Source organism: Streptococcus sp. P25B114, assembly GCF_053010325.1.
The window spans coordinates 56,914-77,355 of the sequence record NZ_JBRKNW010000012.1; the positions used below are offsets into that span (position 1 = coordinate 56,914).

The following is a 20,442-nucleotide window of genomic DNA, read 5'->3' on the forward strand; positions in this document are numbered from 1 at the left end:
TTATCCTCTAATTATATTTTCTAATCTATCCACCTGGGCAAAATTCCATGACCAGATGTTTTGGTAGTGGTCAATCAAGTCTTTGGCATCCAATTTGCCTGAATAACCTGTCGTCGTTCCATCCTGAAGCACAGCTACCTTGTAGCCTAGTTCATAAGCTACTTTAATCGTCGTATCAATGCAAAAATTGGTCGCCATGCCCATGATGATGAGCTGCTCCATTCCCTTTTCCTGCAAATAAGCATGAAGCCCCGTTTCCTTGAAGGCACTGTTAAAGGTCTTATCGAAAATCTTCTCACTAGCTAAGGGTGCAACAATTGAGTGAATCTCCCAGTCAGCAGTCCCCTTGACCAATTCCTGGTCATGATGTCGGACATGGATGACTTCTATCCCCGCTTGACGGGCTTGTGCAAGGCTATCTTGCCAGAGGGCTAATCGCTCTTCAATGGCATAAGGTTTTTCCTCCACTAGAAGGTTTTGAATGTCAATGGCTAACAGTGCAGATTTCATAGCTTTACCCAAAGCGTTTCCAAACGGAAGACCAATTCCCTTTCTTCTTCACTATCCAAGACAAAATCATTTTTCTCCAAGAGATGAGCCATCTTCTGATTGCCCTTAACATAAGCTACAATCAAATGGTCGCAGACAGGATGAGCTCTTGCTTGATCGATCACGACCTCCAAAGCCGCCTGACCATAACCCTTCCCCTGAAATTCTTGACCAATCATAAACCGCCAAAGCATATACTGCTGGATGTCCTCATCAATGTCAATCAAGGCAAAACCGACCACCTGTTCATCTGCCCAGATGGCATAGGGGAAAACATCCCCGTTTTCTCTGTAAAGCCAAGCGTCAGCGAGTGAACGCACGTTTGGAGCTACGAAGCCCTTGTCCTCCTCGGCTACTGTCAAGTCCAAGACAGCTTGATAGGAGCGTTCATCAAGATATTTTATAGTCGATTAGTTTACTTTTAGTACTAGGCAACGAGCTGCAGGCTGTACTGGAGTACGGCAAAGCGAGTTAACGAAGTAATAAAAGAAAAACTAAATGACTATAATGCAATCATCTCTACTCCTTCAAATACGCAACATAGCCATTATAGGTTTCCAAGGTTTGTGGATAAATGGGAATTCCCTTCTTGGCTAAGTAAGAAATGGTTTGGGCAGTTTCATAGGCTACTGCCTTGTCCAAGGACTCTTTTGCGATACGACGCGCCTCGTCCACCCCAGGAAAATCCCGATTGGGTTCGATGTAGTCCGCCACATAGAGAACCTTGTCCAGCAAGGTCATCTGCCCAGCACCAATGGTGTGTCGTTGAATGGCTTGGAAAATTTCCTCATCTTCCAAACCAAAATCTTCTGAAATTTTATAGGCCCCAACCACACCGTGCCAGATGTTATTATCCCAGTTGAGCAGGTCCTTGTCCAAATCATACTTGGCAATCAAGTCCAAAAAAACTTGGTCTTCCACTTCCTTAGCATAGTCATGCAAGAGTGCTGCTAGACTGGCTTTTTTCGGATCACAGCCGTATTGTTCTGCCAAGGCAAGCGCCGCTTCTTCCACACCCAAGATATGTTGGAAGCGCTCTGGATTCATGGCTACACGGATTTTTTCCAAAAGAGCCTGACGGTCAAAGGTCAAATCTGCTGCAATCATTGGTAAAGTCCCTTTTCTTCGATATAGTCCAGAACTTCATGAGGCACCATAAAATTCGGCACTCGTCCTTGCTTGATAAAACTACGCACCATGCTGGAGGAAATGTCCATCAAGGGTACATCTACCCAGATAACCGGATAGGAAGTTCCTGCCTTGTAACGAGGACGCTGGACACCAACAAACTGCACCAACTGGACCAATTCATCAATCCTATGCCATTTTGGCAGGTAATCGACCATATCCGCACCGATGATGAAATAATAATCCGTATCAGGATTTTTTTCCTTCAGCAATTTCATGGTGTCGTAGGTATAGCTGACACCACGGCGCTCCAGTTCAATGGTTTCAATCCCCAATCCCTCAATCCCTGCAATAGCCATCTTGAGCATGGAATAGCGATGGTATTCGTCAATGGTTTCTTTTGTATCCACGTGAGGGGGAATGAATTCTGGCATGAGCAAGACTTCATCCAGCTTCAACTGTTGACGGACCTGGTCTGCCACAATCAAATGAGCATTGTGGACAGGGTTGAAATTCCCACCCAGAATACCCACTTGTTTGCGATTGGTTTCTTTCTTTTCAACCTCTAATTCAACCTTGGTAAAGGGTGTTAAGAGTTCAATAGCCATAGGCTCTCCTTCTTAGATTTCTTTGACCTGTTTGGAAATTTTACGGTTCTCTTTCTTGCTAGATTGTTTGAATAAAATCAAGATGCGACCGATTTTTTGAACCGTGTCCACACCGATTTCTTCTTCCAAAATTTCCGCTACTTCGTGGATGTTTTCATCCGTATTTTGTAGCAAGGTTACCTTGATCAATTCACGCGCATCCAACGCCTGACGAACACTGGTTTTAATCTGGTCATTTAGACCATTTTTCCCAATCTGAATGATGGGTTTAAGACTGTGTGCCTGACTGTTTAAAAAGGCACGCTGTTTTGAAGTTAATGACATAATTTCTCTTTTCTTTATTAAACGAAGCAGACCTAGTCTGCTAACATTTTCTGAATCACTTGAGGAGGCTCTTTCAGCTTGTAGATACCAGTGTAGGGAAACTCCAGATAGCTTTGTAGTATTCCCTCATAGGCAAATGCTGTAGTTTCACCTTCTGCCATGACAAAGGAAATCCGCACATGGGGTGAAACCAACGGTGCATCGTGAACACTATCTTGACGGGTCTTTTTTGCATTTCCAAGTTCTGTCAAAAAAGTTGCTATCTCTTCTGATTGGTCGATTTTGACTACCTCTTGACCTTGGACCAAACGAATTTCCCGAACCTCACTGGCTTTGGGAAGATTTGGTTCTTCCCCTGGCCAAAACCAATAGGCCAGAACACACAAACCAACAATGGCCAGCATACCAACTACTTTTTTCATAAGTGACCCCATTTTAGACTTCATTAAATAATGGCCTTGCGGATAACCACATCAACACCCTTTGGAGCCCAGGCAGCAATCTTGGCCTTTTCATTGACACGAATCCAACCAAGTCCTGAGAAGACCACATCCGTCTTTTCGGTGATGGTAAATTCATGGCGGACCAATTCTGGAAATTCTTTCAATTCCTTGCTGGTTGGCGGCACTAAAAGTGAGCCCGCATGTTTCTGGTAAAATTCACTAGCTCCCTGCAGTTTGGTGCGGTGGAGTTGGAGCTCATTGTCAAAGAAGGCCGTAAAGCCTTGGCGTTCACCAGCCACAAAGTCAAATCGTCCCAGACCAGCCAAGAACAAGGTTTGTTCCGGATTTAGCTGATAGGTCTTTGGCTTGATTTCCTTCCGTGGGCTGATGTACTTGAGGTTTTTAGCCGTCAAGTAATGAGCCATCTGGTGGCGGTGGATAATTCCTGGCGTGTCATAGATGTAGGAACCATCATCCAAAGGAATTTCAATCTTATCCAGCGTTGTTCCAGGGAAACGTGAAGTCGTAATGACATCCTTGTCCCCTGTGATTTCTTGGATAATGGCATTGATGAGCGTTGACTTGCCGACGTTGGTCACGCCGACCACATAGACATCCCGCCCTTTGCGGTGCTGTTCAATTTTCTCAATCAAGTCCTTGATGGCCTGCTTGTTTTGGGCCGAAGTCAAGACCACATCGACTGGTCGCATGCCGATTTCATGTGCCCGCTCGGTCAACCACTGAGTAACCTTGCCTGTCTTGACAGACTTGGGTAAAATGTCCTGCTTGTTGCCGACCAAAAGCACATCATTTCCAGAAATAAAGCGAGATAAACCTGGAATGACTGACCCATTGAAATCAAAAATATCAATGACATTCACTACCAAGGCATCGCTTTCTCCTACACTATGGAGGAGTTTTAAGAAATCATCATCCGAGATATTGACATCTGAAATTTCATTGTAATGGCGCAAACGGAAACACCGCTGACAGTAAAGTTGTCCTGTTTCCAGACCTTTTTCGAGGGCAGATTGGGGAGTAAATCCGGCAATCTCTTTATCTGTCGTCTGAATTTGAGCACCACAACCGATACAAAATAATTCTTCCACTTACATCTCCCTCTTGTAGTCTATTGCTCCATATTTGGCGATGATTTTCTTCATGGTCCGTCGCTCACGCCAACGGTTAATCTGCGTATTGATAGAGTCCGTCTGAATCAGAGGTTTGACCAGTGCCGACTTGAGTCCTGCCCGCTTGGCCGCCCGAATATCTGTCATCAGCTGGTCACCAATCATAATGACCTCGCTAGGCTTGACATCAAAGCGTTTGAGAGCGCGGTTAATGCCGATAGTGAAGGGCTTGAGCGCATAAGATTCAAAGTCAATCTCGAATTTCTCGACCGCGCGCTTGACCCTCTCATATTTGTTATTGGACACGACGACAACTGGAATACCTGCGTCCCGCAAATCATGCAACCACTGGCGCATCTCAGGCGTTCCGTCAGGATTATTCCAAGCAATCAAGGTATTATCTAAATCGACAAACACCACCTTAATCCCATGCTTTTTCAAACTGTCCACCGTCACATCATAAGCCTTTTCCAAGGCAAAATCTGGCATGTAATTCTCTAAACTCACTAATTTCTCCAAAAAATATAATCAGATAATTATAGCATTTTTTCGCAAAAAAAGCGAATAACAAGGGGAACGATCATTTCCGCATCCCATCAAAAAAGACCGACTAGGTCGTATCCTTTCTGAGCATTTTATTGGTCAGCGACATGAGTCCTTGATTCTTCCAGACTTCATTCTATTTCTCCACCCGACTGCCAAATGCCACGAGTTGACGAATTTCTTCTATTTCGCCCTCATGCAGACCTTTGACGATTTTCGAGCCCATAATCACGCCGTCCGATACGCGGTTAAATCGGAGAATATCCTCTTGGCTGGAAACGCCAAATCCTGTTAATACTGGGATAGGAGACAAAGCCCTTAAGCGTTTCAGGTGACCATCCAAGTCCTCACGGTACTGGTTGCTCTTGCCGGTCACGCCATTGATGGCAACGGCGTAAACAAACCCTTCCGCATCCTGCACCAATTCTTGCTGCCGGTCAGTCCCTGTTGTCAAACTAACCAAGCGAATGAGGCATAAATCACTCTTTTCCAGATAGGGACGCAGGATATCCTCATGTTCGTAAGGTAGATCAGGAATAATCAAGCCTTTGACAGAAGTCGTCTCCAAATCGCGGAAAAACTGGTCCAAGCCATATTGAAAAACAGGATTAAAATAAGTCATCAAGATGAGTGGCACCTGACTGGCTTGCCCTTGCAACTGCTTGATAATGTCCAACAGATGGACACCCTTGGCCAAACTGCGTTGCCCCGCCTCCTCAATCACAGGACCGTCCGCAACAGGGTCCGAGAAAGGAACACCGATTTCAATAGCTGAAACGCCTGCCTGCTCCAGAAAATCAATGGTTTCAAATAGTCCATCTAAACCCTTTTCATGGTCACCGGCCATGATGTAGGGAAGGAAAATGCCCTTGCCATTTTCCTTAATATTCCGCAAGTGTTTTTCTAGTATTTTTGTCATTGTTCTTGGTCCTTTCTTTGGGCAGCTAAGCGTTCCTTGACTTGAGCAACATCCTTGTCACCGCGACCTGATAGGCAGACGATGATGGATTTGTCTGGTCCCAATTCCTTGGCTAAGCGTGGCAGATAGGCGATGGCATGGCTAGATTCTAAAGCTGGAATAATCCCTTCCAAGCGCGACAAGAGTTGGAATCCTTCCAAGGCCTCTTCATCAGTGACAGACACGTAGGTCGCCCGTTCGATAGCATTGAAATAGCTGTGCTCCGGCCCAATTCCCGGGTAATCCAAGCCGGCAGAAATGGAGAATGCCTCCATGATTTGCCCATTTTCATCCTGTAAGACGTCCATAAGCGCGCCGTGTAAAACTCCCGGTTTCCCTTTTGCAAAAGTCGCCGCATGATGCTCTGTGTCCAGACCCAGTCCAGCCGCCTCTACGCCATACATGGCAACGGACTCGTCATCGACAAAGGGGTAAAAGAGCCCCATGGCATTAGAGCCACCACCGATACAGGCCAAGAGGGCATCGGGCAATTGTCCACCAGAAAGATCTGAAAATTGCTGCTTGGCCTCGCGTCCAATCACGCTTTGGAAGTCGCGGACGATTTCTGGAAAGGGCGCTGGCCCCAACACGGAGCCCATGACATAATGGGTATCTTCAACTTGAGCCACCCAAGCGCGCAGAGCGGCATTGACCGCATCTTTTAGCACACGCGAGCCATCGGTCACCGCATGCACCTTAGCACCCAGCAACTCCATCCGAAAGACATTGAGCGCCTGACGTTTGACATCTTCCTCGCCCATGTAAATGGTACACTCCATATCAAAGAGGGCTGCTGCTGTCGCAGTTGCTACACCGTGCTGACCTGCACCCGTTTCAGCAATAATTTTCTTCTTGCCCATGCGTTTGGCCAAGAGTACCTGCCCCAAAGAATTGTTAATCTTGTGGGCACCCGTGTGGTTGAGATCTTCTCGTTTGAGGTAAATCTTGGCCCCACCACAATAATCGGTCAAACGTTTGGCGAAATAGAGGGGATTTTCTCTGCCCACATACTGGCGGAGCAAGTGGTCAAATTCCGCTTGAAAAGCAGGGTCCTCCTTGGCTGAACGGTAGGTTTCTTCTAGCTCCAAAACAGCTGTCATCAAGGTTTCCGGCACGAAACGGCCGCCATATTGGCCAAAAAAGCCATCTTTATTGGGTTGTTGATAGGTCATTTTTTCACTCTTTCTATAAATGCTTTAATTTTGACAGGGTCCTTGTGTCCATCCGTCTCTACTCCAGACGAAACGTCTACAGCATAGGGTGAAAACAAGTCTTGTGCCGTGGCAACATTGTCTACGGTCAAGCCACCTGCGATGAAAATCGGCTGTCTGAATTGCTTGCCGGTCAATAATTCCCAGTCAAATGTCTGCCCTGAGCCCGCTATAGGCGCATCGAAAAGCAGATAAGCCGCCTGTGTCTCACTGATATCGTCAGCCTTATCCAACTGAATGGCCCTAATAACAGGAACAGGGACTTGCTGAACATAGCTTTCATCCCAATCGCCGTGAATTTGCACAATATCCAAAGGCACTTGACCAATGGCCAACTGCAATTCTGTCGGGGTCGGACTGACAAAGACACCAACGATTTGCATCCTTTCCGGGATGAGCGTCGCCAATTGATGCGCTCTTTCTAGGCTGACCTGCCGCCTGCTGGGAGCAAAGACAAAGCCCAGATAATCCGCACCGCCCTCGACAGCCGCTCGCACAGCCTCTTCAGTGGATAAGCCACAGATTTTAACCTTTGTCAATGGCCAACTCCTTTACCTTCTGCTGAACATCCTCCGCCTGCATGAGGGCAGTCCCCACCAAAATGGCTTGAAAATGAGGTGCCAGTAAAGCCGCATCTGCCCCACTGAAAATAGCCGATTCAGATACATAGACGGCTTGGTCTTGAAAATGCTTGTTCAGGTCCAAACTGGTTTGTAAATCCGTTTCAAAAGTCGTCAAATTGCGGTTGTTCACCCCGATAATCTTGGCACCGATGCGATGAGCAATCTCTAATTCTACCAAGTTATGGATTTCCACCAAGACTTCCAAGCCCAGTTTGCTGGCAAAATCATAGAGTTCCTGCAAACGTTTTTCCGGTAAAGCCGCAACAATCAATAAAATCACCGTAGCCCCAGCATTTCGTGCACGAACAATCTGCTTTTCATCAATGATAAAATCCTTGGCCAAGGTTGGAATAGACACCGCCTCTGAAATCTGACGGAGATAGTCAATCTTGCCTTTGAAGAAAACCTCATCCGTCAAGACCGAAATCATGGCCGCACCCGCCTCTTGATAGGTCCGCGCCTGAGCTAGAATATCAACATCCAGATTAATGGCGCCCAAACTAGGGCTGGCTTTTTTGATCTCGGCAATAATCTGTAGGCACTCCGAATGCTCCTTGACATAGTCGTAGAAAGAATAGGTCTGGCGAAGCGGCTGAACTTCCTCCAAAACAAGTCTAGCCACTTCTTTTTCTTTCTGCTCTAAAATGGTTGGTAAAAATGCTTTTGTCATACCTGTACCTCTCTGAGTGCCTCTAATTTGGCAAGGGCTGAACCATCCGCCAGCAATTGACGGGCTAGGGTAATGCCATCCTTGATACTGTCTACCTTACCATTGGCAAAAAAGCCCAAACCAGCATTGAGCACCGTTGTTTCCAGATAGGGACTGGCTTGGTTGCGCAAGACGGAAACGAGAATGTTTGCATTCTCCTTGGCATCGCCCCCGCGAATATCAGCTGGCTCCACGCGTTGCATACCCAAATCCTTGTAGGAAAAACTGCCTTGGCTAATCTGCCCATCGGACAAGAGCGTGTAATGATTAGTGCCATACAAGGCCGCCTCGTCCATGTTATCAGGACCGGTCACAATCACACCTCGACGCAGGCCCAGACTTTTCATGACCTGAGCCAATTCCAAGTGCAAATCGCCACGGAAAACGCCCATCAATTGGGTATCCAGAGATAACGGATTGGCCAATGGACCTACAATATTCATAATGGTCGGGATACCCAAAGCCTTACGAGCCGGACCGATATAGCGCATGGCTGGGTGCATGGATTGGGCAAAGACGAAGGCCAAACCGACTTCTGACAAGGCACGAGCCAAATTTTCTGGACTAGCTGCGATGTTGATGCCTAATTCTTCCAGAACGTCTGCCGAACCAGACTTGGAGGATACGGAACGGTTACCTCCCTTGGCCAGACGGACACCGCCCGCCGCTAGGATAAATCCTGCTGTTGTTGACACGTTAAAGCTATAAGACTGGTCCCCACCTGTACCACAATTGCACATGGCATCGGTAAAGGTCTCTGGCAGCTGAATGGCGTGGGCCTTGAGCGATTTGACCACACCTGTAATCTCCTCGACCGTTTCCCCCTTGGTCTTAAATCCCAGCAAGAGCGCTGCAATCTGACTTTCCGACAATTGCCCCTCTAGTATTTGAGCAAAGACCCCTTCCACTTCTGACTGCTGTAAATCCTGTCTGGCTGCTATTTTTTCGTAAATTGCTTTCATCTGATTACCTCTTTCACAAACGCTTCAATCATCTTGAGCCCATCTGGCGTACCGATACTTTCTGGATGATATTGCAGACCATAAATGGGTAAAGTCACATGCTGGATGGCCATAATTTCCCCATCGTCTAGCGTGCGCGCCGTTACCTGAAAATCCTTTGGCATCTCCGTCACGACAATGGAGTGGTAGCGCATGATGGTCACTTCCTTTTCCAAACCTGCAAACAAGGGCGACGATGCCTCCAAGTTCATCTGGCTCTGCTTTCCATGCATGACCTGTCGCGCCAGACCAAGCTGACCGCCAAAAACCTCTGCAATCGCCTGATGACCTAGACAAATCCCCAAAATCGGTTTCTTCCCAGCAAAGGCTGCAATCATCTCTTCCATTTTACCCGCATCTGCTGGCCAACCCGGTCCCGGAGAAAAGACCAGACCATCTGCCTTTTCGGCCTCTACAAAGAGTTGCTGGTCATCATTTCGCAAGACCTTAATCTCTGTAAAAGCTCCCACATATTGGGCCAAATTATAGGTAAAGGAATCGTAGTTATCAATAATGAGAATCATGGCAAATCTCCTATTCTAGTCATGGCCTTGGCCTTGTTGACCGTCTCTTGGTATTCATTTCCCGGAATGCTGTCGTAGACAATTCCTGCGCCCGCTTGAACATAGGCCATCTGATTTTTGATAATCATAGTCCGAATGGCAATGGCAAAATCCATATCACCAGAGGCAGATAGATAACCGATGGCACCTGCATAAACACCGCGCTTTTCCTTTTCCAGTTGGTAAATCCGTTGCATGGCACGAATTTTCGGTGCGCCTGATACCGTACCTGCTGGCAAGGTCGATTTGAGAGCGTCCAATGGGCTGAGTTCTGGTAATAGCTGCCCTTTGACAATACTGGTTAAGTGCATGACATAGCGAAAGAGCTCCACCTCCATGTACTTGGTCACTCGAACACTGCCGATTTGAGCAATCCGCCCCAAATCATTTCGCCCCAAATCAACCAACATCCGGTGCTCCGCCACCTCTTTCTAATCAGCTAACAAATCCGCCGCCAACGCCTTATCTGCCTCTTCATCCAGACCACGCGGACGTGTCCCCGCAATGGGATTGGTCGTTACCAGACCATCCTTGACAGAAACCAAACTTTCTGGACTAGCTCCGATAATCTGATAGTCCCCAAAATCATAAAAGTAGAGGTAATTTGAAGGATTGGTCACCCGCAAATTCCGGTAATAATCCAGTGGCTTGCCAGAAATTGGTGCCGAGAAGCGCTGACTAAGAACACATTGGAACATATCCCCCTGACGAATGAGCTCCTTGGCTTTTGTCACCATCCCCTCAAATTCTTCTTTTTCCAGATGATTGTGGAAAGACAAGGAATGAAGGTCATGCGGTGCAAATTCAGCCGGATGCGCCTGCTTGAGCGACTGCAAGACTTGCTCCAAAGCGCTAGCCATTTCCTGTTCATTTCGACCGCTGTAGATATTGTCCTCATGTATGGAAATGGTCTCTTTTTTATGGTCAAAGACCAAATAGGACTCATAGATGAAAAAGTGCATATCTGGCGTGCCAATCGGATCAACCGGAATATCGCCAATGTTTTCATAGAGGCTAATCATGTCATAACCAAGGAAACCAATGGCGCCACCGCTAAAGGGACCGGCATCCGCTACTGGATGTTTACCCGTCAATTCCTGTAGATAATCCAGTGGGTCGGCATCAATAACTTCGTCATTCCGCGTCAAGATGCCATTTTCAAATTTAATCTCATAAACCGGGTTATAAGCCACAATGGAAAAACGAGCATTTTCCTTGTCTCTGGGAATAGACTCCAAAATCATCTTGTGCTGCCCCTCTAGGCGCATATAGGCTAAAATCGGGGTTAAAATATCTGCGGATAAACTTGTTTTCATATAGAACTCCTCTCGCGAACACAAAAAACCTCGCACAGAAAAAATCTGTGCGAGGGCGTCTAATCATAGCTAGCGCGGTGCCACCTCCATTGACAAGAGTAGCAAAAAAGCCCTTGTCCTCTCAAGCTCCTCCAACAAGGAGCCGCACGGTAAGGGGTGCCAACCGGAAGGATATTGTTTACCTTCTCTTATTTTCCATCAGCCCATTTCAACTTCGTCTGCTACTGGCTCGCAACAACCGCCAGTTTTCTGGAAACAAACCTGAAGTCTACTTCTTCTGATTGCTATTATTTTACACTATTATTTCTATATGTCAATCTTTTTTTCAGAATTTTTTTAAAATATTCGGATATTCGGATTTTCAACTCTACACAAAAAAGGACTGGACAAGGTCCAATCCTGTGTGATGATTATTTACGTTTTGGTGGGTTGTGGATCGCAACACCAAGCACATCAAGGAAGGCTTCGTACATCACTTCTGAGAAGGTTGGGTGACCGTGGATGGATGCTGCCACGTCATCAACTGTCAACTCAGATTCCATGATAGTTGCTGCTTCGTTGATCATTTCAGCTGCAACTGGACCGATGATATGAACACCAAGGATTTCATGGTATTTCTTATCAGCAATCACTTTTACGAAACCATGTGCTTCATTAGAAGCGATGGCACGACCGTTACCAGTGAAGCTGTTGCGACCGATAAGGATGTTTTCTTTACCGTATTTCTCGATAGCCTGGTCTTCTGTCAAACCAACCATAGCGATTTCTGGGTGTGTGTAAACCGCTGCTGGTGTGAAATCCAATTTAGCCTTGTGGTGGTTACCATGGATGGCATTTTCAGCTGCCACTTCACCCATACGGTAAGCAGCGTGGGCCAACATCTTAGTACCGTTGACATCACCTGGTGCGTAGATACCTGGGATAGATGTTTCTTGGTACTCGTTAACCTTGATACGACCGCGGTCTAGTTCAAGGTTAAGATTTTCAAGACCAGCCAATTGTGGTACACGACCGATTGAAAGAAGGGCTTTTTCAGAAACGATTTCTGAGCCGTCGTTCAATTTGATGGTCAACTGGTTGTTAGCTTCAACGATTTCAGATACACCAACTGAGGTCAAGAATTTCATACCTTTCTTAGAAAGGACTTTTTGCAATTCAACAGACACTTCGCGGTCCATACCTGGAATGATACGGTCTGCCATCTCAACAACTGTTACTTCTGTGCCGTATGATGCGTAAACCAAACCAAGTTCTACACCGACTACGCCGCCACCCATAACAGTGAGTGACTTAGGAATTTCACGCAAGTCAAGGATATCATCAGACGTCAATACCAACTTAGAATCGATACCTGGGATATTGATGCGGGATACCTTAGAACCTGTTGCAAGAACGATGCTACGACCTTTGATAACCTTGTCGCCGATGACAACAGTCTTGTCAGGGTTTACTTGACCAAGACCGTTGAAGATGGTTACCTTATTGGCTTTCAAGAGACCTGCTACACCGCCTGTCAAGGTCTTCACAACCTTGTTCTTGAAGTCAACTGTCTTGTCCATATCAACTGTGTAGTTAGTTGAAGCAAGGTTGATACCACGCTCAGCCGCAATCTTCAAGCCGTCAAGGATTTCCGCGTTTTTGAGGTAGGTCTTCGTTGGGATACATCCCTTGTTCAAGCAGGTACCACCAAATTCTGATTTCTCAACGATAGCGATTTTACCGCCCAATTGAGCACCACGGATAGCCGCGTAGTAACCAGCAGGACCACCACCGACTACGACCATGTCGTACTCATCCGCAGCCAATTCTGCCTTAGGAGCTTGTGGAGCAGCTGCAGCAGGTGCTCCAGGAACTTCCAAGCCAGCTGCTTTCAAATCAGCAGTTGCTTGAGCGACTTCAGCCGCTGCTGGAGCAGCACCGCTACCTGCTTCAACTGTTTCACCTTCTGCACCAAGGTAAGCGATAACTTCTGTTACAGGAACAGTCGCACCGTTACCATGAACGATTTTCAAAAGAACACCTGAATCTTCAGCTTCTAGCTCCATGCTAGTCTTGTCAGACATCATTTCCAAAATCACATCGCCTTCATTGACGAAATCACCTTCAGCTTTTTTCCACTCGATGATTTCACCTTCTTGCATGTCCACACCGAGTTTCGGCATAATAATTTCAATTGCCATAATTATGATACAAAGAACGTCCAAATGCGACTAAATTTTAGGAGTCCAAAGCAGGATGTTCACATCCAAGGCGGACTATCTAAATTCCGAGCATTTAGTTCGTGTTCAAATGTCACGAACCCGTTCTACATCCTTTCTTTGTTTTCTAATCAGAAATCTAATTCTCTAGTTTAAACCAATGGAGATCTTATCTTAGATCAACAATTCAAGCGGGTTTTCCAACAAGTTCTTGAGGTCAACCATGAATTTCGCGCCGTTCATACCATCAACAATACGGTGGTCAATGGTCAAGCAGAGTGCCATGATTGGACGGATTTTGATTTCACCGTCGATGACAACCGGTGTTTGAACCGTTGACGCCACACCAAGGATAGCAGAGTTTGGTTGGTTGATGATTGGGTTAAAGGTCTTAGTTCCAAACATACCCAAGTTTGTGATAGAGAATGTCGAACCAGACATTTCAGCACCCTTCAACTTACCAGATTGCGCTTTCTTGATGACATCTTTGGATGCAACCACGAATTCAGACAAGCTCATCTTATCTGCACCGTGAACAACTGGTACAACCAGACCTCCATCCATACCAACAGCGATACCAAGGTTAACGAACTTGTGCAATTCGATTTCTTGAGCATCGTTGATGAGAGACGCATTCATGTAACGGTGTTCTTCTTTCATAAGCGTACGAACAACTGCAAGACTGATCAAGTCTGTGAAGGTTACTTTAAGACCTGTCTTGTTCATGATTGGTTCAAGAACCTGCTTACGAAGTGCCATGAGGTTGGTCATGTCAATGTCGTAGTTCAGCGTGAAGGTTGGTGCAGTCAAGTAAGAGTTAACCATACCTTTCGAAATAGCCTTACGCATTGGACTCATCTTGATGATTTCAACGCCTTCTGGCAATTCTTTGACTGATTTTTCTTCTGCTTTAGGACTAGCTGCTGCTTCAACCGCTGGAGCTGGTGCAACAAGGGCAAGAACGTCTTCTTTCTTGATTTTACCGTTGACACCTGTTCCTGTCACAGTTGTCAAATCAACACCCAGGTCAGCTGCAATACGAGCTGCAAGTGGAGTAGCCTTAGGAGCCGCACCTTTGAAGTCTTCAACGTCAGACTTGTGGACACGACCATTGGCACCCGTACCAGGTACTAAACCAAGGTCGATACCCAAATCACGCGCCAATTTACGAGCTGCTGGAGTTGCACGAACTTTACCACCACCTTGCGGTTTCGCAGCCACTACTGGAGTTACAATAACCGGTGTACGGCTAGCAGGAACTTCTTCGATAGCTGCTGCTGGCTCAACCGCTGGAGCAGAGCTACCAGCCGCTTCCACTGTTTCACCTTCTGCGCCGAGATAGGCAATGACTTCCGTTACCGGAACTGTCGCACCATTTCCATGCACAATTTTCAAGAGAACGCCTGACTCTTCAGCTTCCAATTCCATGCTGGTTTTATCAGACATCATTTCCAAGATGACGTCGCCTTCATTGACGAAATCGCCTTCCTGTTTTTTCCACTCGATGATTTCACCTTCTTGCATGTCCACACCGAGCTTAGGCATAATAATTTCAATTGCCATATTTAAGATACCAGGGCCCAACAGAGAGTGACTGGAAATGAGAAATTCCTAAAAATTCCTGATTCCCCAACTCTCCGGCCGGGTTCAATTCCTTTCTTTCAGTTTCTTACGTTTCATTCTTGTTTATAACAAGATTTTCTCTTAACCCTTGTTAACTTGTTTGTAGATTGCCGCTTTGATTTTCTCTACGTTTGGCAATACAGCATTTTCAAGAATGTTTGCGTAAGGAACTGGTACATCGTCTGAAGCGATACGGATGATTGGTGCATCCAAGTAGTCAAAGGCTTCGCTTTCTGTGATGATCGATGCGATTTCACCGATGAAACCACCTGTTTTATAAGCATCGTTGACCAAGATAACCTTACCAGTTTTCTTCACAGATTCGATGATCAATTCTTTATCCAATGGGATAAGGGTACGTGGGTCAACCACTTCTACGCTGATGCCTTCTGCAGCTACTTCTTCAGCCGCTTTCAAGGCACGTTCCAACATACGACCGTATGAAATAATGGTTACATCAGTACCCTCACGTTTGATTTCACCTTTACCAAGTGGAATGTAGAAATCTGGGTCCAAATTCACTTCTTCTTTTTTACCGTAAAGAGCTTTTGGCTCCAAGAAGATAACTGGGTTGTTATCAAGGATAGATGATTTCAAAAGACCTTTTGCATCGTTAGCTGTACCAGGTGCGACAACCTTGATACCTGGGATGTGCGTCAACCAAGCTTCAAGAGATTGTGAGTGCTGGGCAGCAGAACCGATACCTGAACCTGAAGCCACACGGAAAGTTACAGGTGTCTTCAAACCACCACCAAACATGTAGTTTGTTTTAGCAGCTTGGTTAACAATCGCATCAAGGGCAATGGTTACGAAGTCCATGAAGGTCAAGTCAACGATTGGACGAAGACCAGTTTGAGCCGCACCAACTGCAGAACCAGCAATTGCTGCCTCAGAGATAGGCGTGTCGCGAACGCGTTTTGGACCAAATTCATCCAACATACCAACAGATGTACCGAAGTCACCGCCGTAGATACCGACGTCTTCACCCATCAAGAATACTTTTTCATCCTTACGCATTTCTTCGCTTTGAGCCAAGTTAATCGCTTCACGCAAGGCCATTACTTTTGTTTCAGCCATTTTTACAATTTCTCCTACTTATAAAAAATTTTTCTTCAATCTAGACTGCAGACTAGTCCACAAAAACGTCTTCGTATGCAATTGAAATATCTGGATCTGGGCTTTCTTGTGCGAATTTCACAGCTGCTTCTACTTGCTCTGCAACTTGTGCTTCGATTGCATCCAATTCTTCGTCGGTAGCAATTTTGTTTTCAGTCAAATACTTGCGGTATTTCTTAAGCGGATCTTTTGCTTTCCACTCGTTAACTTCTTCTTTTGTACGGTAAACACCAGCATCGGCTGTTGAGTGACCAAACCAACGATAAGATTCAACCTCAACCATGGCTGGACCGTTACCTGCACGAACATATTCGATAACTTCTTGCATTTTCTCGTAAACAGCAACCACATCGTTACCATCTTCGATATAGTGACCTGGCATACCGTAAGCCGCTGCACGAAGGTAAAGGTGAGGAATCTTGGTGGAGTAAGAAATATCAGTTGAGATACCGTAGCGGTTGTTTGTGATAAAGAAGATAACTGGCAAATTCCAAACAGCTGCCAAGTTCATTGACTCATGGAAAGAACCTTCGTTAGTCGCTGAGTCACCTGAGAAGGCGATAACGATATTATCTGTACCAAGGTATTGTTGGGTCAAAGCCGCACCAACAGCCAGGGCATAACCACCACCTACGATACCGTTAGAACCGAAGTTCCCTTTTTCAACGTTGGCCAAGTGCATGGAACCACCTCGGCCTTTAGATGTACCAGTTGCCTTACCAGCAAGCTCTGCCATCATACCGTTGATATCAATACCTTTTGCAATAACGTGACCGTGACCACGGTGGTGAGAGAAGATAATATCTTGGTCTGTCAAGCTAGCAATCGGACCAACCGCTGCTGCTTCTTCACCAACTGAGAAGTGAGTCATACCTTGTACAAAGCCACGACGCACTAATTTGTTCAACTTCATGTCAACATCACGAATTTGCTGCATTTTCAAGAACATATCCAAATGTTGCTCTTTTGAAATAGATACCATAATTTCCTCCAAAGGTTTTTTCTCTTTCCTTACTATGATAGACCTTTTTTTCACAAATGGCAAATTTTTGAACCGTTTTCTATTTTCTTGTAAACTTTCTGAAAACCTTGATTTCGTTCACTTTTTCACAAAAATATCGACAAGGACACACCTGATAAAGTTCTTTTTATCACAAACTTTTTTTCTCTTGAACTTCCAATTGTTTCTATGGTAAACTAGAGGTGGAGGTAGGTATGGATTTTGAGCTATTTCTTATCATTTGTAACTACATAGGGACAATCGCTTTTGCTGTTTCAGGTGCCGTTAAAGGTTTCAGAAAAAAACTAGATATATTTGGGATTTCTCTCCTCAGTCTGATGACAGCTGTGGGAGGTGGTATTATTCGAGATATCATGGCCAATCGTATTCCAACTGCTCTGACGGACCCTTCAGCCATCTACTTATCCGTTGTCGTGGCCATTCTACTCTATCTCTGCGCCATTCATATCCGACAGGATACACCTCTTGACAAGCGGGCCCTGATTCTCCTTGCCCAAACCAACCTCATCTTCGACGCGATAGGTCTGGCGATTTTCGCCCTAATCGGGGCCAACACTGGCATAGAGTTACAGCTAAATGCTGTGACAACAGGTATTCTTGCGACCCTGACTGGAGTTGGTGGTGGCATTGTCCGAGACTTATTGGTCAATGAGACCCCTATTGTCCTTCGAGAGGACGTTTATGCTGTCTTGGCCCTATTTTCCGGTATGATTTACCATATCTGTGTGGTCAATTGGCAACTACCTCAAATTCCTACCTTTATTACTATATTTGTCATCTCTTTGATTATCCGACTGCTAGTCATCAAATACAAAATCAATCTTCCCAACATGGATAGAAAACCAAAGGCCTGAGCATCAACTCAAGCCTTTCACTATTGTGCTTCTATCTGAATCCAGGTCAAACTGTTCAGATCAAAAACTGGTGATTCTGCTTCTATCTCAGGAACAGGACCCAATCCCGGAATATGTTCGTCATATTGATAGAGCTTGGATTGACCAGCAACCTCATAAAGATAGCTACCATCTTGTAGGGGACGGAGAATGGCCTCCTCACCTATTTCAGGACCGATATGACGGAAACTGTCAACCAGGCGTAAGAGGTCCCCTCCACCATACAGAGTATAGAGGTCAATCAGCACATAACTATCTGATTTTTTCAGAGCAATAATCAGATCTTCAACCCCATCTTGGTTAAAATCATACAGGCTATAGAAAGCGCCAGCATAGATTTCCGGCTGATGAACCAAGACTAATTGGGTGCTGACCTGTTCGGGATTGATAGCTTCTGGTTGGGCAAGACTAGCTTGGTAATTTCCGATGACGTCCTGATAAATTACTGGTAAGGAAAAACCTTGCTGAGCAGAAGACCCCGCCTCTTGCTCACTTGAACCAACCGATATCTCTTCTGATTCCGTTGGAGCAGAAGTTTGAGTAGACGTTTCTGTCTCAGTAGTAGTGGACTGCAAATCTGCTGGCTGACAAGCAGCTAGAAATGTCATAGCCCCCAAGAGCAGACCAAGATATTTTACCCTCTTCATAGAAACCTCCAAATGTTCTTTCTATTCTTAGTATAACAAATATTCTGAGGCTTGTATAGGATTTGGAGAGCCAGAACGAATAACCCCTGACTCTCATAACATTTCAATCAGCTTATCTGAAGTCAGTCACCCCTTTCAAACTAACTCAATAGTAACAGCATTCTTTGTCTCCAATCTACAGATAGTTCAATGCTCATAGTTCTCGCTCCATCCCCGATAAAATATAAAAAAAGAAAGAAAACACCCGACAAATGCCGGGCGCCTTCAGGAGATTATATGAAAAAGAATAAATAGAGTATACTGAAGCCTCCTTAAAGAAAACTTAAAGTTTTCTTACCAAAACAATTTTGTTCCATGGACTTGGTCAATCGGTAGCTTGTTGACCAATTCTGGAACGTTATTCACCGTCAATCCACCACCAATAAGGATTTGAATTTTTCCCTTGGCATAAGTCACAATCTCGTTTAGCCAGTCAATGTTTTCCAAAGCACAACCAGACAGATTACCCCGCGTTAAAATCCGCGTCACACCGTGTGCTGCCAGCCAATCAATGGCCTCAAATTGTCTCCTGCGTGGTATTTGATCAAAGGCCATGTGAAAAACAACTTCGCACCCTTCAGACACGGCCAATAATTTCTCCAAAGCGACCTCGTCCAGCCAATTTTCCTCGGTCAACAGACCATAAACCAGACCGTCCGAACCCAGTTTCTTGGCCACCTTACAATCTTCTACCATCATGTCCACTTCCACCTCATCATAACAGAAATTCCCGCCACGGGGGCGAATCATGGTCATGACCGTCGCATCATTTTCATGGGCCAGTTGACAAACGTAATCAATCACCGCATAGCTAGGTGTCGTTCCACCGACTGCCAAATTATCGCACAACTCCACTCGTTGCGCCCCTAAAGAAAGGGCACGCGCTACGTCAATATGGTTCTCCGAACAAAATTCTCTAAGCATATTTTCTCCTTTGTAAGCCTTTTCTTTTAGTATAACAAAAAAGAGCATCTTAACCAATACTCTTTCGTGAAATCACTAAATCTTTCAGGGAAATCAGTAGAACAGCCACCAAAATCAGCACCATCCCCAAAAAATCAATGGGATAAAATTGCTCATTAACTAGCCAAACGGCAAAAAAGACCGATGCGACCGGCTCAATCGAAGCCAACAGACTGCCCTTGACCGGACCGACCATGCTGACGCCCTTGAGAAAGGCCGTATAGGCAAAAATGGTACCAACACCAACAATTCCCAACATGCCCAAGAGACTACCACCGTCCACGGGAAGGCTCTGGCCCCAGGTCCTAAAGGCAAAAACTGCCACCAAACCACCCATCAGCATGCCAATCCCAATGACCACCATACTTCCATATTGGCGAATATAGCGACTAGGCAGGATGATATAGAGGGCGTAAGTGAAGGCTGAGAAAATCCCCCATGCCAGACCAAGCGGTGTCACCGCCAGCTTGTCCAATTGCCCATGTGTCGCAATCAGAAATGTACCTACTACAGCAAGAGCAATCGACATCAATTCAACCGCTGTCGGCTTTTGTCGGTCCCGCAGACAGGTATAACCCAAGACCAAAATAGGACAGAGGTATTGCAAAACCGTTGCCGTACCGGCATTTGTATAGTAAATGGCTTGTAGATAAGCGATTTGATTGAGTACCAAGCCCAGCATGGCAAAGAGGAAAATCCCGAGCAGGGCTTTTTTCTACCGTTTGTCAAGCTTATCAAGGTATTTGACGAAAAATATTTTGAGTTCAATAGTCAAAATAAGGAAATTGTTTTATTTTGGACTAAATTTTAGTGTAAAAAGTGCATACAAAACCAAC

At 45.6% G+C, this 20,442-nt stretch carries 21 protein-coding genes and 2 pseudogenes; 1 reads left to right on the plus strand and 22 read right to left on the minus strand.

Annotated elements, in window-relative coordinates; translation table 11 throughout:
* From ACVC7T_RS07160 to ACVC7T_RS07250, 19 genes and pseudogenes are all read right to left on the minus strand, one after another.
* Nucleotides 1-510: a cysteine hydrolase family protein gene (locus tag ACVC7T_RS07160; RefSeq protein WP_447262712.1), complete on the minus strand. Its 510-nt coding sequence runs from the start codon at nucleotides 508-510 to the stop codon at nucleotides 1-3.
* Complete coding sequence (locus ACVC7T_RS07165; RefSeq protein ID WP_447262717.1) at nucleotides 507-953, minus strand: GNAT family N-acetyltransferase; 447 nt, start codon at nucleotides 951-953, stop codon at nucleotides 507-509. The genes ACVC7T_RS07160 and ACVC7T_RS07165 overlap by 4 nt, the downstream gene beginning before the upstream one ends.
* A gap of 115 nt (nucleotides 954-1,068) precedes the next feature.
* Nucleotides 1,069-1,656 (minus strand): bis(5'-nucleosyl)-tetraphosphatase (symmetrical) YqeK, encoded by a 588-nt coding sequence (gene yqeK, locus ACVC7T_RS07170; protein ID WP_447262713.1) that lies wholly within the window; start codon nucleotides 1,654-1,656, stop codon nucleotides 1,069-1,071.
* Nucleotides 1,653-2,285, minus strand: a complete 633-nt coding sequence (locus ACVC7T_RS07175) for a nicotinate-nucleotide adenylyltransferase (RefSeq protein WP_024377477.1) — start codon at nucleotides 2,283-2,285, stop codon at nucleotides 1,653-1,655. Before ACVC7T_RS07175 ends, yqeK begins: the two co-directional genes overlap by 4 nt.
* A 12-nt stretch (nucleotides 2,286-2,297) precedes the next feature.
* Complete coding sequence (gene yhbY / locus ACVC7T_RS07180) at nucleotides 2,298-2,609, minus strand: ribosome assembly RNA-binding protein YhbY (protein WP_004195298.1); 312 nt, start codon at nucleotides 2,607-2,609, stop codon at nucleotides 2,298-2,300.
* Between the two features lie 32 nt (nucleotides 2,610-2,641).
* Nucleotides 2,642-3,031 (minus strand): DUF5301 domain-containing protein, encoded by a 390-nt coding sequence (locus ACVC7T_RS07185; protein ID WP_447262714.1) that lies wholly within the window; start codon nucleotides 3,029-3,031, stop codon nucleotides 2,642-2,644.
* A gap of 23 nt (nucleotides 3,032-3,054) precedes the next feature.
* Nucleotides 3,055-4,161 carry a ribosome biogenesis GTPase YqeH gene (gene yqeH, locus ACVC7T_RS07190; protein WP_447262715.1) on the minus strand — a complete coding sequence of 369 codons (1,107 nt, stop codon included), beginning with the start codon at nucleotides 4,159-4,161 and terminating at the stop codon, nucleotides 3,055-3,057.
* The gene (locus tag ACVC7T_RS07195) at nucleotides 4,162-4,689 is read right to left on the minus strand and encodes a YqeG family HAD IIIA-type phosphatase (protein ID WP_105110329.1); all 528 of its coding nucleotides are present in this window, start codon (nucleotides 4,687-4,689) and stop codon (nucleotides 4,162-4,164) included. It lies immediately after the preceding gene.
* 172 nt (nucleotides 4,690-4,861) lie between these two features.
* Nucleotides 4,862-5,644 (minus strand): tryptophan synthase subunit alpha, encoded by a 783-nt coding sequence (trpA, locus tag ACVC7T_RS07200; RefSeq protein ID WP_105110328.1) that lies wholly within the window; start codon nucleotides 5,642-5,644, stop codon nucleotides 4,862-4,864.
* Nucleotides 5,641-6,855, minus strand: a complete 1,215-nt coding sequence (gene trpB, locus ACVC7T_RS07205; RefSeq protein ID WP_105123396.1) for a tryptophan synthase subunit beta — start codon at nucleotides 6,853-6,855, stop codon at nucleotides 5,641-5,643. The genes trpA and trpB overlap by 4 nt, the downstream gene beginning before the upstream one ends.
* A complete protein-coding gene (locus tag ACVC7T_RS07210) occupies nucleotides 6,852-7,433 on the minus strand; it encodes a phosphoribosylanthranilate isomerase (RefSeq protein ID WP_105137294.1) in 582 nt (193 codons plus the stop codon). The genes trpB and ACVC7T_RS07210 overlap by 4 nt, the downstream gene beginning before the upstream one ends.
* Nucleotides 7,420-8,187 carry an indole-3-glycerol phosphate synthase TrpC gene (trpC, locus tag ACVC7T_RS07215; RefSeq protein ID WP_105123394.1) on the minus strand — a complete coding sequence of 256 codons (768 nt, stop codon included), beginning with the start codon at nucleotides 8,185-8,187 and terminating at the stop codon, nucleotides 7,420-7,422. The genes ACVC7T_RS07210 and trpC overlap by 14 nt, the downstream gene beginning before the upstream one ends.
* The gene (trpD, locus tag ACVC7T_RS07220; RefSeq protein WP_105160101.1) at nucleotides 8,184-9,188 is read right to left on the minus strand and encodes an anthranilate phosphoribosyltransferase; all 1,005 of its coding nucleotides are present in this window, start codon (nucleotides 9,186-9,188) and stop codon (nucleotides 8,184-8,186) included. The genes trpC and trpD overlap by 4 nt, the downstream gene beginning before the upstream one ends.
* Nucleotides 9,185-9,751, minus strand: a complete 567-nt coding sequence (locus tag ACVC7T_RS07225; RefSeq protein ID WP_105160102.1) for an aminodeoxychorismate/anthranilate synthase component II — start codon at nucleotides 9,749-9,751, stop codon at nucleotides 9,185-9,187. The genes trpD and ACVC7T_RS07225 overlap by 4 nt, the downstream gene beginning before the upstream one ends.
* A pseudogene (gene trpE, locus ACVC7T_RS07230) lies at nucleotides 9,748-11,106 on the minus strand (anthranilate synthase component I). Before trpE ends, ACVC7T_RS07225 begins: the two are co-directional and overlap by 4 nt.
* Before the next feature lie 410 nt (nucleotides 11,107-11,516).
* Nucleotides 11,517-13,286 carry a dihydrolipoyl dehydrogenase gene (gene lpdA / locus ACVC7T_RS07235; protein WP_105160103.1) on the minus strand — a complete coding sequence of 590 codons (1,770 nt, stop codon included), beginning with the start codon at nucleotides 13,284-13,286 and terminating at the stop codon, nucleotides 11,517-11,519.
* 192 nt (nucleotides 13,287-13,478) lie between these two features.
* On the minus strand, nucleotides 13,479-14,867 hold the full coding sequence (locus ACVC7T_RS07240) for a dihydrolipoamide acetyltransferase (protein WP_105111454.1): 1,389 nt from the start codon (nucleotides 14,865-14,867) through the stop codon (nucleotides 13,479-13,481).
* Between the two features lie 141 nt (nucleotides 14,868-15,008).
* Nucleotides 15,009-16,004: an alpha-ketoacid dehydrogenase subunit beta gene (locus tag ACVC7T_RS07245; protein WP_014638601.1), complete on the minus strand. Its 996-nt coding sequence runs from the start codon at nucleotides 16,002-16,004 to the stop codon at nucleotides 15,009-15,011.
* Between the two features lie 52 nt (nucleotides 16,005-16,056).
* Nucleotides 16,057-17,025, minus strand: a complete 969-nt coding sequence (locus ACVC7T_RS07250) for a thiamine pyrophosphate-dependent dehydrogenase E1 component subunit alpha (protein ID WP_105111446.1) — start codon at nucleotides 17,023-17,025, stop codon at nucleotides 16,057-16,059.
* Between the two features lie 233 nt (nucleotides 17,026-17,258).
* On the opposite strand from ACVC7T_RS07250, the gene ACVC7T_RS07255 reads away from it, so the two are divergent.
* Complete coding sequence (locus ACVC7T_RS07255) at nucleotides 17,259-17,918, plus strand: trimeric intracellular cation channel family protein (RefSeq protein WP_105123388.1); 660 nt, start codon at nucleotides 17,259-17,261, stop codon at nucleotides 17,916-17,918.
* Between the two features lie 20 nt (nucleotides 17,919-17,938).
* Here the strand turns inward: ACVC7T_RS07255 and ACVC7T_RS07260 are convergent, their stop codons facing one another.
* From ACVC7T_RS07260 to ACVC7T_RS07270, 3 genes and pseudogenes are all read right to left on the minus strand, one after another.
* The gene (locus ACVC7T_RS07260; protein ID WP_105111448.1) at nucleotides 17,939-18,604 is read right to left on the minus strand and encodes a colicin lysis protein; all 666 of its coding nucleotides are present in this window, start codon (nucleotides 18,602-18,604) and stop codon (nucleotides 17,939-17,941) included.
* Between the two features lie 333 nt (nucleotides 18,605-18,937).
* Nucleotides 18,938-19,567, minus strand: a complete 630-nt coding sequence (locus ACVC7T_RS07265) for a copper homeostasis protein CutC (RefSeq protein WP_105160108.1) — start codon at nucleotides 19,565-19,567, stop codon at nucleotides 18,938-18,940.
* 49 nt (nucleotides 19,568-19,616) lie between these two features.
* A pseudogene (locus tag ACVC7T_RS07270) lies at nucleotides 19,617-20,321 on the minus strand (DMT family transporter); the annotation flags it as partial.
* Between the last annotated feature and the right edge of the window lie 121 nt (nucleotides 20,322-20,442).

Excerpts from the sequence above, each read along its gene's own strand:
- ACVC7T_RS07160 (WP_447262712.1), bottom strand. The coding sequence starts at position 510 with ATGAAATCTGCACTGTTAGCCATTGACATTCAAAACCTTCTAGTGGAG.
- trpA (WP_105110328.1), bottom strand. The coding sequence starts at position 5,644 with ATGACAAAAATACTAGAAAAACACTTGCGGAATATTAAGGAAAATGGC.
- ACVC7T_RS07245 (WP_014638601.1), bottom strand. The coding sequence starts at position 16,004 with ATGGCTGAAACAAAAGTAATGGCCTTGCGTGAAGCGATTAACTTGGCT.
- trpB (WP_105123396.1), bottom strand. The coding sequence starts at position 6,855 with ATGACCTATCAACAACCCAATAAAGATGGCTTTTTTGGCCAATATGGC.
- ACVC7T_RS07175 (WP_024377477.1), bottom strand. The coding sequence starts at position 2,285 with ATGGCTATTGAACTCTTAACACCCTTTACCAAGGTTGAATTAGAGGTT.
- ACVC7T_RS07260 (WP_105111448.1), bottom strand. The coding sequence starts at position 18,604 with ATGAAGAGGGTAAAATATCTTGGTCTGCTCTTGGGGGCTATGACATTT.
- yqeK (WP_447262713.1), bottom strand. The coding sequence starts at position 1,656 with ATGATTGCAGCAGATTTGACCTTTGACCGTCAGGCTCTTTTGGAAAAA.
- ACVC7T_RS07185 (WP_447262714.1), bottom strand. The coding sequence starts at position 3,031 with ATGAAAAAAGTAGTTGGTATGCTGGCCATTGTTGGTTTGTGTGTTCTG.
- ACVC7T_RS07250 (WP_105111446.1), bottom strand. The coding sequence starts at position 17,025 with ATGGTATCTATTTCAAAAGAGCAACATTTGGATATGTTCTTGAAAATG.
- trpD (WP_105160101.1), bottom strand. The coding sequence starts at position 9,188 with ATGAAAGCAATTTACGAAAAAATAGCAGCCAGACAGGATTTACAGCAG.
- ACVC7T_RS07255 (WP_105123388.1), top strand. The coding sequence starts at position 17,259 with ATGGATTTTGAGCTATTTCTTATCATTTGTAACTACATAGGGACAATC.
- ACVC7T_RS07265 (WP_105160108.1), bottom strand. The coding sequence starts at position 19,567 with ATGCTTAGAGAATTTTGTTCGGAGAACCATATTGACGTAGCGCGTGCC.
- ACVC7T_RS07225 (WP_105160102.1), bottom strand. The coding sequence starts at position 9,751 with ATGATTCTCATTATTGATAACTACGATTCCTTTACCTATAATTTGGCC.
- lpdA (WP_105160103.1), bottom strand. The coding sequence starts at position 13,286 with ATGGCAATTGAAATTATTATGCCGAAACTCGGTGTGGACATGCAAGAA.
- ACVC7T_RS07240 (WP_105111454.1), bottom strand. The coding sequence starts at position 14,867 with ATGGCAATTGAAATTATTATGCCTAAGCTCGGTGTGGACATGCAAGAA.
- yhbY (WP_004195298.1), bottom strand. The coding sequence starts at position 2,609 with ATGTCATTAACTTCAAAACAGCGTGCCTTTTTAAACAGTCAGGCACAC.
- trpC (WP_105123394.1), bottom strand. The coding sequence starts at position 8,187 with ATGACAAAAGCATTTTTACCAACCATTTTAGAGCAGAAAGAAAAAGAA.